Genomic DNA, 15402 nt, shown 5'->3' with positions numbered 1-15402 from the left:
GCGCTGTCCGGGACCGCAATTGTCGGTCCGGAATATCAGGCCGTCATGATGTGAATGGGTGGGCGAATATCGGCGGATCGGTGCGGGATGCGGACAGGAACTTGCGATGAACGCGATCCGATGAATGAAATTTAGTTCCATTTTCGCGGAATCTGGACGGTTACTTGATGTCGGCTGCCCTCAAGCAGTCAGGGGCAGCGCCTCGTCGTGGGCGAAGGCCGTCATCACCATCGCTTCGGCGGCGTCGGCCGACAGGGGCCGCGAGATCAGGTAGCCCTGCAGGCAGTTGCAGCCGGCCTCCGCCAGCCAATGCCGCTGTTCGGCGGTCTCCACCCCCTCCGCCACGGTGGACAGCAGCAGCTTCTGGGCCAGGGCGATGACGGTGGAGGCGATGTCGGGCGCGTGCGGCAGGTCGTTGACGAAGCTGCGGTCGATCTTCAGCACGTCCACCGGCAGTTCGCGCAAGTAGGCCAGCGAGGAATAGCCGGTGCCGAAATCGTCGATGGCGATGCGCACCCCCAACGCCCGCAGGCGGTTCAGCGTCGGCAGGTGATGGCGCACGTCCTTCATGATGACGGTCTCGGTGATCTCCAGCTCCAGCAGGTGGGGCGGGGTGCCGTGGCGCTGCAGCACCTGCTCGACCAGCCGGGCGAAGCCGGGATCGGAAAGCTGCCGGGCGGAGACGTTGACCGCCACCGGCACCGGGCCATGGTCCAGCGCCCAGCGGGTGGCGGTCCGGCACGCCTCCTCCAGCACCCAATGGCCGATCTCGATGATCAGGCCGCTGTCCTCGGCGACCGGGATGAAATCGGCGGGGGAGATCGCCGCCCCCTCGTGCCGCCAGCGGATCAGCGCCTCGAAGCCGGTCAGCCGGCCGCCCGCCGCTTCGATCTTCGGCTGGTAGACCAGTTCGAAGGACTTGGCCGCGACCGCCTCGCGCAGGCCGGCCTCCAGCCGCAGGCGGGTCTCGGCCCGGTCGGTCATGTCGCGGGTGTGGAAGACGAAACGGTCGCCGCCCGCCGCCTTGGCCGCCTGCATCGCCGAATCGGCCATCCGCATCAGCCCGGCGCCGTCCGGGGAGCCCCCGCCGCCCGCAATGTCCATGGGATGGAGGACGATGCCGATGCTGGCGGTGATGTGGACGCGGTGGTCGCCCACCTCACGCAGGGCGGACAGGCCATCCAGCAGCCGTTGCGCCACCATCGCCGCCTCTTCGCCGTCGGCGACGCGCTCCAGCACCACCAGGAACTCGTCGCCGCCCAGCCGGCCGACGGTGTCGCAACGCCGCACGCTGGCGCCCAGCCGCTCCGCCACCCGGCAGAGCAGCAGGTCGCCCACCCCGTGCCCCAGGCTGTCGTTGACCCGCTTGAAGCGGTCGAGATCGACATAGAGCACCGCCAGCCGGCCGGCCCCCGGCTCCCGTGCGCGTTCCGCAAGGTCGATGGCATGGTCCAGCCGGTCGAGCAGCAGCGCCCGGTTCGCCAGACCGGTCAGCGGGCAGCGGGTCGCCAGACGGCGCAGCTCGTCATGTTCCTGCTCCAGCAGGGTCAGGGTGTGGTTGAAGCGGGCGATGACGAAGCCCAGCTCGTCGTCGGCATGGCCGCGGGGCACCGCCAGCGGCTGGCCATAGGGCTTCTCCGGATCGATGCGCGCCACCGCGCGGCCGATCTGCAGCAGCGGGCGGGTCAGCAGCCGGTGGAACACCGCCGCCATCGCCAGCCCGATCAGGAGGTTGCGCAGGGTTCCGGCGACCAGCGCGGCCAAGACATAGGCGAGGAAGCCGGCCGCCGCCCGCCCGGTGTCGATCCCGACCGCCAACTGGCCGACGACCCGGCCGCTGCCCGCCGGTGTGCTGCGGTCGGCCGCGGGGACGGGCAGGTCATGGACCAGGACCGGCCGGTCGGTGAAGAGCAGCGCCGTCGCCGCCCGTTCCAGCAGCGACATCGGCGGGGCGGCCTGTTCGCGCCGGGCCAGCAGCGTGCCGTCCCCCAGCCGGATTTCCGCCCAGCCGGCATTGGCGCGCACCACGCCGTCCAGCACCTCCCCGGCCAGATCGCCGTCGATCAGCCAGGCGGCGGTGGCGGCCGGCCCCTCCACCAGGGCGGCCACCTGCCCGATCCGGTCCAGCGCCGCCGTCCGCTCGCGCGAGGCGGTCCAGGCGAACTCCGCCGCGGTGATGGCGAATCCGATGACGAAGGCGGCGAGGACCGCATGAATCGCCTGCTTCAGCGTCAGGCTGCGCAGGACTGGGATCGCCATCGCACCGTTCCTCGACCGCGTGTTTCGCTTCGCCGCGCCACTCCCCGGGGTAACCCTTTGGGGTGTATGGCGAACCGATGCATTAATGGGGCGGGCGATGACTCAGGCGCGGCGGTTCCGTGAAATTTTTGTAACCGGAGCTACGGTCCTATTGCTGACAATGCATATTGCTGCATAGGGCCATTCCTGCTGCGCATGGCTACCATTCAGCATTGGTAATACCAGTTCGTGTGCGGCGCAGCATATCCTGCCCCTGCCCATTCTCGGGGCGTTTCCTCCCTAAACTTAAGGGCCGCGCGATTGCGCGGCCCTTTTTCTTTGCGGAAGCGGGAGAAAGCGGGCGGGGGCGTCAGACCCGGCGGGCGAGCGCCAGCAAGCCGCCGGCGCCGATCATCAGGCCGCCGGTCAGCCGGTTCAGCGACTTCGCCGCCGACGCCGTCGTCAGCCTTGCCGCCAGCCGGTCGCCGCCGGTGGCATAGGCCATGATCCAGCCGAACTCGATCACCACCATGGTGATGACCAGCGCGATCAACTGCGGTGCCAGCGGCGCGCCGGCGTCGATGAATTGCGGGAACAGCGCGCCCATGAAGACCAGCGCCTTCGGATTGCTGAAGGCGACCAGCGCGCCGCGCAGGAACAGCCGCACTGCCGACCCTTCGCCGGTCGCGGAGGCCGCGGCGTCACGGCTGCCGGCCGGCTCCACCGGCGCCCGCCAGGCGGCGATGCCGAGCCAGGTCAGATAGGCCACGCCGGCCCAGCGCACGATCTCGAAGGCCAGCACGGAGGTGGAGAGCAGGGCGCCCAGGCCGAAGGCCGACAGCGCCGCCATCACCGCCAGCGCCGCGCACATGCCGGCCCCGCCCCAGGCGGCACGCCGCGCGCCGAAGCGCAGGCCCAGGCTCATCGCCAGCAGCATGTTCGGCCCCGGCGTCATCGAGATCACGAAGGCGGTGGCGAAGAAGAAGGCGAGCGTCTGCCACGTCATGGTCTGGGGCCTCGACAACGGGGGTGGGCAACAATCGGAGGCACCACAGCACCATGCGCGTCGTTCCGCCGCAAGCAGCAGCGGCGAAACACAGCCATGCTCGGCGGTACGGGTTACGGGAAGGCCGCCTGGACCCGCCAGGCGCGGAAGGCGAGGTTGGCCGAATCCTGGTCGGGACGCTTGTAGGCGGCGAAGCGGCGGTCGCGGATGCGGGCGCGGGCGTCGGTCCACACCGCGTTCCAGTCGATGGTGCCGTCGGCCAGCAGCCGTTCCTCGATGATGCCCAGCAGCGTCTCGTTGACGGCGGACACGCCGATGTTCTGCGTCGCCAGCACCAGCGCGTCGGGCGCCCGTTCCAACGTGGCGCGAAGCCGCGTGTGCCCGCCGCAGGACCCCCAGAAGACCAGTGCGGTGGCCGGCCCGATCTCCGTCATCGTGCCGTCCTCATGATAGCTGTGGCCGCGGTGGATGACGATGGACGGGGTCAGCCCCTCGCGCGCCATCCAGTCCCAGGCGGCGGCCCGCCCGGCGTCGCCGGCGCCGGGAACGTCGGCGACGATGACGATGCGGCGGCCGTGGCGGTCGGGGCTGATGGCGACGACGAAGCCGGACTGGCCGTGCAGCGCCCAGCCCTGCATCCGGTGCTGCCGCAGGAAGCCGCGGAAGGACGCCCGCCCGTCAGGATCGTCGTAGAAGGTCATCCGCTGCACGTTGAGGCCGTTGCGGAACAGGCGCTGCGCGGTCAGCACCGGCGGCGCGCCCGGCGAATGACGCTGGAGGAACCGTTCCGCCTCGAAGGCGGGGGTGGCTGGCCGGCCGGACAGGCGCATCGCGTGCAGGCTGCCCGCCAGCCCGGCCATGGCCTTGACCGGCGCCTCGCCGGCGCCGCGGTACCAGGCCGCCAGCTCATCCTCGAGTGCGGCGCGGACCGCACGGTTTTCGAGGTCCATGGCGTCGGCCAGCACGCCGATGACCACCGCGGGGTCCGGCATGCCGCCCGCCGCCGCAGGCTGGGTCATGCCGGTGGCCGGCAGCAGGGCCTGGATGCTCTCGCGCATCAGCTCCCGCGCGACGGCGGGGTTGGTGCCGAACAGGCTGCCGGCCCGCCCGCCGCCGACCACCGCGATGAAGAATTCCGCCCACAGCGGCCGCGTCCGCGCCCCGCGGGCGAGGTCGAGGATGCCGCGCCGCTCCTGCTTCAGCTGGATCTGGAGGATGTTCACCAGCCCGTCGAGCGAGGAGGTGTAGAGCTGCGGCCCGATCCGGGCGATCAGCCCGAACAGATCCTCCGACGACAGCGCCAGCGTGATGCGGAAGCGGTCGGCCGGCGGATCGTCCACCATGTCGTCCAGCAGCGCGCCGATCTTCGGCGCCATCAGCGCCGGATCGCGTGCCAGGGACGCCGCCAGCGCCTTGGCCGCCTGGGCTTCCAGCAGGCGCAGGGTCTCCTTGGGCAGGCGTTTGCGCAGCTCGTGCCGGGTCTCGTAGAAGGGCAGGCCGCTGTCGAGCGAGCGGGTCAGCAGCCCGATGTCCAGTGCCCGCGCGACGACCTCCGCGCCGCCGGGACGGCCGGACAGCTGGTCGGCGGCGCCGACCGCGTCGAAGGGGGCGCGCCCGGCCGCCTCCCGCAGGGCAGCCAGCGCCGCCTCGCCGGGGAACAGACTGGAGCAGCGGAAGGCTTCGGCCGGGTTGTCGCGCGCCAGCTCCGCGAAGGCGGCGTCCCCGCCGAACAGCGCGTCGAGGACGGGCTTGCCCGCCGGTTCATGGTCGGCGCAGGCGGTGTGCGTGTCGATGGCGCGAGGGGCAGGAACCTGCGGCTTGGGCAGGGTGGGGGCCAGCAATTCGGCCGAATGGAGCGGCGGCGGCACGGTCTGTGCCGTCGCCATGCCGGGCCGGCAGGCAGGCAGAAGGGCCAGCAAGGCGCAGAGGGCCGCTGCCGGCAGGCGCGGTGCCGCGGAGGACCGGCGGATTGGATGCGCGACTGGAGGTACGGCGGGGGCTGGGGCGGACATGAACTGCCGGGCTGGGGCGGGCGTGGGGCCTCTGCCGGTCGGCTTACCCCTTACGGCTTAAGCTATGCAGGCAATCTTGCATTTGTCATCCGTTACCGATGCCGCCGCGGCGGATTCCACCTGCCGTTTCAGGAAACGGCAGCGGCGGAGTACCCCGCATTGGCCTTCCGTTGGCAATGGAATCGTCCGGCGGGGCATGGACAGAAACCGTTCGCATACCAATCCTCAATCCTTCGTCCGACGCCTGGGCGTGCGGACAGCCGGTGGCGAAGGGGGTGCGTATGCGTGCATACCGTCTTTTGGCCCGTCTCTCTATCCGTCCCCTCGCCGGCTTGCCGGCCCGCCTCCTGGTCCTTTTCCTCTTATGCGTGTCGTTGTCCGCGGCTCCGGCCGCCGCCCAGACGCCGGTGGACCTGGAACTGGTCCTGGCGGTGGACGTGTCCGGCAGCGTCGATCCGGACGAGGCGAAGCTGCAGCGCAACGGCTATGTCCAGGCCCTGCTGAACCCGAAGGTGCAGGCGGCGATCCGCGGCGGGCCCTTCGGCCGCATCGCCGCCACCTATGTGGAATGGGCGGGGGAGGGCCACCAGCACACCGTGGTCGGCTGGACCGAACTGAGCGATCCGGCCAGCATCGAACGCTTCGCCGGCATGGTGGCGGAGGCGCCGATGATGACGGAGCAATGGACCTCGATCAGTGCCGCCATCGACTATGCCGTCCCGCTGTTCGAGGCCAACCGGTTCGAGGGCACGCGGCGGGTCATCGACCTGTCGGGCGACGGCGAGAACAACCGCGGCCGTCCGGTGGAGGAGGCGCGGGACGCCGCCGTTGCCCGCGGCATCACCATCAACGGGCTGCCGATCCTGAACGACCGGCCCAATCCCTGGGGCGGTGCGGCGCCGAACGACCTGGAGGGCTATTACCGCGACCATGTCATCGGCGGTCCCGGCGCCTTCCTGGTCCCCGCCCGCGACTTCGACGCCTTTGCCGACGCGATTCTCAGCAAGCTGCTGCTGGAGGTGTCGGGGCTTCAGCCGGCCGGGCGGCAAGGCGACCTCGCGGCCCGCTGAGCGGGCCGTCCCGTCCTCCGTCGAGGTCAGTCCACCGCACGATCGATGGCGCGTCCGGCCTTTTCGGCGGGACCGGGCGGATCGATGGCGTCCTTCACGCTCTGGCCGGCATTGTCGATGGACTCGCCGGCGCGCTCGGCCGGGCCTTCATTGTGGCAGGCGGCCACGGCGACCAGCGGCAGAACCAGGACGGCGGTGCGCAACAGCGTCAGCATGACGGTCTCCTTCTTGCGTGGCGCGCGGCGTCCGGTGATGGGCGGCGCGCTGCGGTGCGAAATGAACGGCATGGCCGGGCTTCAGGTTCGGCCGGCTACCCGATTGCACCGCCGAAGGTCGCGCTTGGGCTGGAGCTTGCGCAGATGGGGTATCCTTCCCTCTCCCGTCCCGGGAGAGGGAAATCTCACGAAGGTCTAACGCCGCATTTTGTGTTCTACGGTCAACTGCCCCCGCGCCGCCCCGTGCCACTCTTGCCCTGGGATGAGACGGGCGGGAGGCCGGCATGGCTGGTTACCATTGCGATCTGGGGCGGCAACGCCACCGTTTCGACGACCTGAAGGCGCTGATGGCCTGCGCCTCGCCGCGGCGGTCGGGGGACGAGCTGGCGGGCATCGCCGCCGACAGTGACGAACGGCGGGTGGCGGCGCGCATGGTGCTGGCCGACCTGCCGCTGAAGACCTTCCTGACCGAGGCGCTGGTCCCCTACGAGACCGACGAGGTGACGCGCCTCATCATCGACCGGCATGACGCCGACGCCTTCCGGCCGGTGGCGCACATGACGGTCGGGCAGTTCCGCGACTGGCTGCTGTCCTACGAGGCCGATGGCGCGGCGCTGGCGGCGCTCGCCCCCGGCCTGACGCCGGAGATGGTGGCGGCGGTGTCCAAGCTGATGCGCAACCACGATCTGGTCTGCGTCGCCGCGAAATGTTCGGTCGTCACCCGCTTCCGCACTACGGTCGGGCTGCCGGGACGGCTGTCCAGCCGGTTGCAGCCCAACCACCCCACCGACGACCCGACCGGCATCGCCGCCTCGACACTGGACGGGCTGCTCTACGGCATCGGCGACGCGGTGATCGGCATCAACCCGGCGACCGACAACGTCCCGGCCTGCATCGCGCTGCTGGAGATGCTGGACGCGGTGCGCACCCGCTTCGACATCCCGGTCCAGTCCTGCGTGCTGGCCCATGTCACCACCACGATCCAGGCGATCGAGCGCGGCGCGCCGGTCGATCTGGTGTTCCAGTCCGTCGCCGGCACCGAGAAGGCCAATGCCGGCTTCGGCGTCACCCTGTCGCTGCTCGCCGAGGCGCAGGAGGCGGCCAAGTCGCTGAAGCGCGGCACCATCGGCGACAACGTGATGTATTTCGAGACCGGGCAGGGATCGGCCCTGTCGGCCGATGCCCATTTCGGCGTCGACCAGCAGACGGTGGAAACCCGCGCCTATGCCGTCGCCCGCGCCTTCGACCCGCTGCTGGTCAACACGGTGGTCGGCTTCATCGGCCCCGAATATCTCTTTGATGCCAAGCAGATCACGCGGGCCGGGCTGGAGGACCATTTCTGCGCCAAGCTGCTGGGCGTGCCGATGGGCTGCGACGTCTGCTACACCAACCATGCCGAGGCCGACCAGGACGACATGGACGTCCTGATGACGATGCTGGCGACCGCGGGTGTCAATTTCCTGATCGCGGTGCCCGGCGCCGACGACGTCATGCTGAATTACCAGAGCCTGTCCTATCACGACGTGCTCGGCCTGCGGCATCTGCTGAAACGCCCGCCGGCGCCTGAGTTCGAGGCGTGGCTGGACAAGGCCGGCTGGCTCGACGAGCAGCGCCGTCTGCCGCCCTGGCCCGACCAGAGCCTCGTCGTCTCCGCCCTGCTGGGGAGTGCGGCGCCATGAGCGAGACTCCGAAGGATCCCTGGGCGCGCTTCCGCAGCGCCACCCGCGCCCGCATCGCCTTGGGCCGCAGCGGCGACGCCCTGCCGACCAAGGCCCTGCTGGAGTTCCAGCTGGCCCATGCCCGCGCCCGCGACGCGGTGCACAGCGCGGTCGATTTCGACCGGCTGGCCGCCGACCTCGCCCCGCTGGAGACGATCCGCGTCCACAGCGCGGCACCCGACCGGCCGACCTATCTGCGCCGCCCGGATCTGGGGCGCCGGCTGGATCCGGCGAGCGCCGCGGCACTGCCGGCGGGGAGTGGGACCTGCTGTTCGTGATCGCCGACGGGCTGTCGGCCGCGGCGGTGCAGGTCAACGCGGCCCCGCTGGTCCATGCCTGTGTGTCGCGGCTCCCGCATCTGCGCGTCGGCCCGGTGGTGCTGGCCGGACAGGCGCGGGTGGCATTGGGCGACGAGGTGGCGTCGGCCATGGGCGCCCGGCTGGTCGCGCTGCTGGTGGGGGAGCGGCCAGGCCTGTCGGCCGCGGAATCGCTTGGGGTCTACCTGACCTGGGATCCCAGGCCCGGCCGTGCCGATTCCGAACGCAACTGCATTTCCAACATCCATTCCGACGGCCTGTCCATCCGGACGGCCGCCGACAAGCTGTGCTGGCTCGCAACCGAGGCGGCGCGGCTGAAGCTGACGGGGGTCGCCCTGAAGGAGGACGCCCCGTCCCTGGCCGGTCCGGACAACGAGAAAAACCAACTGACCGACCGGTCGTGAGAGAGCGCCGCCATAGACACCAACGCCTTTGAACAGGGGCAGGAGGCAACATGTCTGGGAACACGAAGCCTGAATTGAGCAAGAGCCTGAGCGGGCTCCACCTGTGGGGGATCGCCGTGGGGCTGGTGATCTCCGGCGAGTATTTCGGCTGGAGCTACGGCTGGGCGGCGGCGGGGACGCTCGGCTTCCTCGTCACCACGATCCTGATCGCGGCGATGTACACCACCTTCATCTTCAGCTTCACTGAGCTGACGACCGCCATTCCCCATGCCGGCGGTCCCTTCGCCTACAGCTACCGCGCCTTCGGACCGAAGGGGGCTTCGTTGCCGGGTTCGCCACGCTGATCGAGTTCGTCTTCGCGCCGCCGGCCATCGCACTCGCCATCGGCGCCTATCTGAACGTGCAGTTTCCAGGGCTCGACCCGAAGCTGGCGGCGGTCGGCGCCTATGTCATCTTCATGGGGCTGAACATCGCCGGCGTGTCCATCGCCGCCACCTTCGAGCTGTTCGTCACGCTGCTGGCGATCTTCGAGCTGGTGGTGTTCATGGGCGTCGTCTATCCCGGCTTCTCCTGGGCCAACTTCACCGCCAACGGCTGGGCCGGGTCGAACAGCTTCAGCATGGACGCCTTCGGCGGCATCTTCGCCGCGATCCCCTTCGCCATCTGGTTCTTCCTGGCGATCGAGGGCGCCGCGATGGCCGCGGAGGAGACCAAGGACCCCAAGCGCACCGTGCCGCGCGCCTATATCGGCGGCATCCTGACGCTGGTGGCGCTGGCCTTCGGCACCATGATCTTCGCCGGCGGCGTCGGCGACTGGACCGCGCTGTCGAACATCAACGATCCGCTGCCCCAGGCGATGAAGGCGGTGGTGGGCGAGTCGAGCGGCTGGCTGCACATGCTGGTGTGGATCGGCCTGTTCGGGCTGATCGCCTCCTTCCACGGCATCATCATGGGCTATTCGCGCCAGATCTTCGCGCTGTCCCGCGCCGGCTTCCTGCCGCCGGTGTTCGCCCGGCTGCATCCGACGCGCAAGACGCCGCACTGGGCGGTTCTGGCCGGCGGCGTTGTGGGCATCGCCGCAATCTATTCCGACGAGTTCATCCAGATCGGCGGCCTGCCGCTGACCGCCAACATCGTCACCATGTCGGTGTTCGGCGCCATCGTCATGTACATCATGAGCATGGCGGCGCTGTTCCGCCTGCGTGCCGTCGAACCGGCGCTGGAGCGGCCGTACCGCGCGCCCTTCTATCCGGTGTTCCCGGCGATTTCGCTGGTCCTGGCGGTGCTGGCCCTGCTGACGATGATCTACTACAACGCCCTGGTGTTCGGCCTGTTCGTGGCGCTGTTCGCGCTGGGCTACCTGTTCCACATCGCCACCGCCGGCATGCGGGTGAAGGCCGGCGCGACCGGCGGGCTGGGGCATATGGATGCCTTCACCGAGGCGCGGACGATGGTGGATTGAGGAGGGGTTGGGGTACTGGCTGAGCGGTGCCCCCTCCCTAACCCTCCCCCACCTGTGGTGGGAGAGGGGACTGCCGCCGCTTCGCAAACTCTCCCCTCTCCCGCAAAGCGGGGAGGGAGGGGGCACCCGCAGCCGGCGCGCCCCCAATCCCCTCACTCCCCGTCGTGGCTCCGGATGAAGCTGCGGATCTCCGGCAGGATGCTTTCGCGCCAGCGGCGGCCGTTGAAGATGCCGTAGTGGCCGACACCCTTCTGGAAATGCGTCTTGCGCATGTCGTCCGGCAGCGACGAGCACAGCCGCTGCGCCGCGATGGTCTGGCCGGGGGCGGAGATGTCGTCCAGCTCGCCTTCCACCGTCATCATCGCGGTCTTGGTGATCGCCGCCGGCTCCACCCTGCGGCCGCGGGACACCATGGTGCCGTTGGGCAGGGCGTGCTTCTGGAACACCGTCTCGATGGTCTGCAGGTAGAATTCCGCCGACAGGTCCATCACCGACAGGTATTCGTCGTAGAAGCGGCGGTGCTGCTCGGCCGAATCGCCGTCGCCGCGGACGAGGTGGCGGAACAGCCCGACATGCTCGTTGATGTGGCGGTCGAGATTCATCGACATGAAGCCCGACAGCTGGATGAAGCCCGGATAGACGCGGCGGAAGGCGCCCGGATAATAGACCGGGACCGTGGTGATGACGCTGCGCTCGAACCACTTCAGCGGCCGTTCCATCGCCAGCTTGACCGGCGTCGTCGGGTTGGCCATCGGGTCGATCGGGCCGCCCATCAGGGTCATGCTGCGCGCCTGCACCGGCTCGTCCGCCGCCGCCATCAGCGACACCGCCGCCATCACCGGCACCGCCGGCTGGCACACCGCGATGACGTGGGTGTTCGGCCCCAGGAAGCGGATCAGCTCCGCCACCGTGTCGATGTAGTCGTCCAGGTCGAAGCGGCCGGCCGACATCGGCACCAGCCGCGCGTCGATCCAGTCGGTGATGTAGACGTCATGGTCGCGCATCAGCGCCTCCACCGTGCCGCGCAGCAGCGTGGCGTGGTGGCCCGACATCGGGGCGACCAGAAGCACCTTCGGCTGGCGCGGCGTGCCTTCCGGCTTGGCGAAGTTCAGCAGCTTGCAGAAGGGCGACTGCCAGACGAAACGTTCGGTGACCGGCACGGTCCGCCCGTCGACCACCGTTTCCGCCAGCCCGAAGGCCGGCTTGCCGAAGCGGCGGGTCGTCCGCTCCACCAGCTCCGCCCCGGCGGCGACCGCCCGGCCGAGCTTGGTGTAGGACAGCGGGACCAGCGGATTCTGGAAGGTTTGCTGGGCGGCTTCGGCCCAGAAGCGCATCGGCCCCATGGCCGCATGTTGCATGTCGTACAGGTGATACAGCAAATCAGATCCTCACGTCACGGCTACCCCCGGTCGGCCAGGGTACGTTGGTCGGGTTGTTATTCCTTCGACCACTTATTGATCGTATTACCAACCATATCCTTCGTCAGGGGTCGCGTATAGGTCAAGAGCCTCTTCGCATTTGCAAAGCTCTGTTGTTAAAAGAACATTGCGGTGCACAAAAAATTATCAACCGCAACAAACCCGCTATGACCTCGGCGCGTGACTCCGTTGGTCATACTGACGTTCTGGGAAGTGGCTGACGATCAGGGGACGGCCAGGACGGCGCGGACCGGCAGATGGTCCGATGCCCGACGGGTCAGGACGCTGCGCACCACCTCGAAAGCGGGGATTTGCAAGCCTCCCGTCACATAGATGCGGTCGAGCCGCAGGGTCGGCATGCGGGCATGGAAGCTGCGCGGGTTGGCGACGTCGGCGAAGGAGGCGGCCAGATGGCGCAGCCGCGGCGAGCTGGGCGTCCATTCGTTCAGGTCACCCATGAACAGGGTGGGCAGCTCCGGCTGCCGCTCCACCCGCGACACTATGTCGCCGACCTGCTTGGCCCGTTCCCAGGGGTCGAGGCCGAGATGGGCGACGATCACCCGCACCGCGCGCCCCTCCACCTCCACCACCGCGTCGATGGCGCCGCGCGGCTCGCGCTTGCCGACGGACAGGTCCATCGTCTCCATCGAGCGCACCGGCAGGCGGGTCAGCAGGCAGTTGCCGTAATGGGCGCGTTCGCTGTGTTTGGTCGGGCCGGCATAGGCCTTCATGCCCGTGTGCTGTTCCAGGAAGGCGAACTGGTCCATCCCCGATTCGCCGCGATGGTGCCAGCCGACCTCCTGCAGGCCGATCAGGTCGACCTCCAGGTCGCGGATCACCTGGGCGATGCGGTCGGGCGCGAATCGGGCGTCCAGCCCGACGCAGCTGTGGATGTTCCAGGTGGCGACGCTGAAGGCGGCCATGCCGTCCGGAATCGGGGAACTGCGGCGGTCGGCGCGGCGGGGACGGCGGGCACGGGCTGCGCGCAAGGCGGCGGCGATGCGCTGGACACGCTCACGGCTGAAACGGATCACGGTTCCAAAATCCTTTCTTCTGGCCTGTCGTCCTGCCGGCCTTTTTCTTCCGTCTTCCGGCCCGGTGCCTTTCGACCTTGCCGGCCGAGCAGCCGGCTGGTCAGCCAGCCGAGCCCGATCGCCACCGCGCCCATCGCCACCAGCAGCGCGATGTCGGCGGCGCCGGGGTTGCTGATGGTGCGTTCAAGCTGGTGCCCGAGCAGATTGAAGGCAAGGATGCCGGGCGCAAGACCGACCATCGTGCCGATCACGTAATCGCCGAAGCGCAGCTTCGACGCGCCCGCGGCGAGGTTCACCACGGTGTAGGGCGCCACCGGCACGGCGCGCACGCCGGCCACCGCCGCGATGCCGCTGTCGGCCAGCTTGTCGTTGAGCCGTGCGATCAGCGGGCCGCCATGGCGGTCCAGCAGGTCGCGTCCGGCCATCCGCCCGGTCCAGAACATCGCGACCGCCGAGGCGACCGCTCCGCCCATGGCGGTTGGGAATCCCCACCACGGCCCCATCACGATGGCGGTGGCGGCGATCAGCACGGTCAGCGGGAACATGACGTAGCCGCCGGCGACATAGGCCAGGATCACCCACAGCGGCGCCAGCGGGCTGTCGCGCAAGCCCTGGAAGACCGACAGCACGGCGTCGAGCGTCGCCCATTCGCTGAGCGCCGTGTAGCGCCACATGCCCCACAGACCCAGGAGCGCCAGGATGCCGGCCAGCATCAGCCAGTGGCGGGTGCGCGGGATGCGCGAGGGCAGGACCCGGCGGACGATGTCCACCGCATCGACCGGATGTTCGGGATCGAAGACGCGGGCGTCGGCGACCGCGGCGGCCAGCCCGTCCGGCTCGGGGTCGTGCAGGGGCTCCAGCGTGCGGCCCACTGGCTTGCGCAGCTCGTCGATGGCCGCGGCGAGCGACCCCAGCCGCCGCTGCGCCGCCGCCACCGCCGCCGGGCTGGTGCCCAGATGCTCGGCGATCAGGTCGTCGCGGGTGTGGCGGATCGCCCGGCGGGTCTCGGCGTCCTCCGGCCCCGGCCCGGCTTCCAGCGCCAGGTCGCATTCGGTGTCGAGGCCCATGGAGCGGTTGTTCAGGTTGGCCGAACCGATGCGCAGCAGCCGGTCGTCCACCACCATCACCTTGGCATGCACGGTGATGCAGGTGCCACCGTCGGTCAGGGCGGCGAACAGGCGGAAGCGGCCGTGCCGGTCGGCCTCGCGCAGCTCGCGGGTCAGGCGGGCGCGGGCGCCCAGCATCACGGTGTTCTCAAGCCAACTGGTGGTGCGCACCGGGTTGACGACGATCACCTCCGGCCCGTCCTCCTCCGCCAGCCGGGCCCTCAGCGCCTCGGCGACGGCGGTGGAGGCGAAATACTGGCTTTCCAGATAGATGACCTCGCGCGCCGCGGCGATGGCCGCCAGATAGAGCGCCTCGACCTCGCGCACCGCCTCGCGGCCGTTGCAGGCGGGGTCGGTGCGGGCGATGCCGACGCGCACGCCGCGCAGCAGCGGCTCGAATCCCTGCGGCCAGGGGTCGGCGGCCAGCGGATGGCGGCGCGCCGGGCGGCCGGGCGACGGGGCGGGGGGCAGCAGCGTCTCGCCGGTCGCCCGTGCCCAGCGTTCGCGGAACATCTCGCCCAGCGCGCGGGCGGCATCGCCGTCCACCGCCATCATCACGTCGTGGAACGGCTCGTAGGGCTTGCCGTCGGGCTGGCGCCGCCGCGGATCGTGGGCGTGGTGGGCGCGGGTGTCCCAGCGGTTGGCGGTGACGTCCATCCCGCCGCAGAAGGCGACCCGGTCGTCGATCACCAGCAGCTTCTGGTGATGGCAGGCGCCGGTCGGGTGGTCGCCGTCCAGCCGGTACTGCAGGCGCCGGTGGGTCAGCCAGTTGCGCAGCATGAAGGGGTGCGACCAGCGGGCGAGGTCGAACAGCTCCGCATAATCCCACTTCAGCACATGGATGTGCAGGTCCGGCCGCGTCGTCGCCAGCCAGTTCAGCAGCGTGCCCAGCCGGTCGGGGCGGCGCGGCCGGCGCGTCTGCGGCATCAGGCGGATGCGGGCGTCGAAATCCCAGGCGGTCAGGTAAATGGTGCGCCGCGCCCGCCGCATGGCGGCCTTGGCCAGCGCGAAGTAATCCTCGCCGTCGACGATGACGCCCAGCCGCGCCGTATCCTCCACCCGCCAGCAGGTCCGTCCCGGCTCCAGGATCGGCCGCAGCATGCCGGCGGAGCCGGTCGCGTCGGGCGGCGGTCCGGCGGAGGGGAGCGGCTGGGGCGAGTGGGCGTACATGGGGTCCGGTCGTCTGTGTGTCCTGGTCATAACATCTGGGAAGGCCTTTCCTTCCCCGCCCTCAGCCATTTGGTGAAAGCCGCCGGGAATTGCAGCCACCCCGGCCACGCTGACGGTCGAAAAATTCCGGCGGGGCCCGACCTCCCCCCGTCGGACGCGGGCCGTCCGGCCTTGGGCCGGGGTGGCGCTAATTCTGTTGCCCCGCGGGGGCGGGGGCGCTTACGGTCGCATG

The 15402-nt window shown here is 69.9% G+C and carries 9 protein-coding genes and 2 pseudogenes; 4 read left to right on the top strand and 7 right to left on the bottom strand.

All coding sequences use genetic code 11. The annotated features are described in order from the left end of the window. Window positions 1-180: 180 nt before the first annotated feature. The 3 genes from AB8P05_RS26310 to AB8P05_RS26300 form a co-directional block, all read right to left on the bottom strand. Window positions 181-2259 carry a putative bifunctional diguanylate cyclase/phosphodiesterase gene (locus AB8P05_RS26310; RefSeq protein WP_472761494.1) on the bottom strand — a complete coding sequence of 693 codons (2079 nt, stop codon included), beginning with the start codon at window positions 2257-2259 and terminating at the stop codon, window positions 181-183. Window positions 2260-2608: 349 nt separating this feature from the next. Next, window positions 2609-3244 (bottom strand): LysE family transporter, encoded by a 636-nt coding sequence (locus AB8P05_RS26305; protein WP_455175388.1) that lies wholly within the window; start codon window positions 3242-3244, stop codon window positions 2609-2611. A gap of 113 nt (window positions 3245-3357) precedes the next feature. After that, a complete protein-coding gene (locus AB8P05_RS26300) occupies window positions 3358-5163 on the bottom strand; it encodes a hypothetical protein (RefSeq protein WP_472761493.1) in 1806 nt (601 codons plus the stop codon). A 374-nt stretch (window positions 5164-5537) separates the two neighbouring features. Between AB8P05_RS26300 and AB8P05_RS26295 the strand changes: the two genes are divergently transcribed. Then, a complete protein-coding gene (locus tag AB8P05_RS26295; protein WP_472761492.1) occupies window positions 5538-6326 on the top strand; it encodes a DUF1194 domain-containing protein in 789 nt (262 codons plus the stop codon). Between the two features lie 26 nt (window positions 6327-6352). Here AB8P05_RS26295 and AB8P05_RS26290 read toward each other — a convergent pair whose 3' ends face one another. Next, window positions 6353-6613 (bottom strand): hypothetical protein, encoded by a 261-nt coding sequence (locus AB8P05_RS26290; protein ID WP_472761491.1) that lies wholly within the window; start codon window positions 6611-6613, stop codon window positions 6353-6355. Window positions 6614-6825: 212 nt separating this feature from the next. Here AB8P05_RS26290 and AB8P05_RS26285 point away from each other — a divergent pair, with 212 nt between their 5' ends. The 3 genes and pseudogenes from AB8P05_RS26285 to eat all read left to right on the top strand — a co-directional run bounded on the left by AB8P05_RS26285 (window position 6826) and on the right by eat (window position 10442). Further along, the gene (locus tag AB8P05_RS26285) at window positions 6826-8220 is read left to right on the top strand and encodes an ethanolamine ammonia-lyase subunit EutB (RefSeq protein ID WP_472761490.1); all 1395 of its coding nucleotides are present in this window, start codon (window positions 6826-6828) and stop codon (window positions 8218-8220) included. Then, window positions 8217-8980, top strand: a pseudogene (gene eutC / locus AB8P05_RS26280) (ethanolamine ammonia-lyase subunit EutC). The gene AB8P05_RS26285 and the pseudogene eutC overlap by 4 nt, the downstream one beginning before the upstream one ends. A gap of 50 nt (window positions 8981-9030) precedes the next feature. Continuing rightward, window positions 9031-10442, top strand: a pseudogene (gene eat / locus AB8P05_RS26275) (ethanolamine permease). 152 nt (window positions 10443-10594) lie between these two features. Here the strand turns inward: eat and AB8P05_RS26270 are convergent. From AB8P05_RS26270 to AB8P05_RS26260, 3 genes are all read right to left on the bottom strand, one after another. Further along, a complete protein-coding gene (locus AB8P05_RS26270) occupies window positions 10595-11821 on the bottom strand; it encodes a polyhydroxyalkanoate depolymerase (RefSeq protein ID WP_472761489.1) in 1227 nt (408 codons plus the stop codon). Between the two features lie 263 nt (window positions 11822-12084). Further along, entirely contained in the window at window positions 12085-12894 is an 810-nt protein-coding gene (locus AB8P05_RS26265) for an endonuclease/exonuclease/phosphatase family protein (protein ID WP_472761488.1), read from the bottom strand. Then, on the bottom strand, window positions 12891-15170 hold the full coding sequence (locus tag AB8P05_RS26260) for a VTT domain-containing protein (RefSeq protein ID WP_472761487.1): 2280 nt from the start codon (window positions 15168-15170) through the stop codon (window positions 12891-12893). The genes AB8P05_RS26265 and AB8P05_RS26260 overlap by 4 nt, the downstream gene beginning before the upstream one ends. Window positions 15171-15402: the final 232 nt, after the last annotated feature.

This window comes from Azospirillum sp. VT-I1 (assembly GCF_055698305.1).
This window is presented reverse-complemented; position numbering and strand designations above follow the sequence as displayed.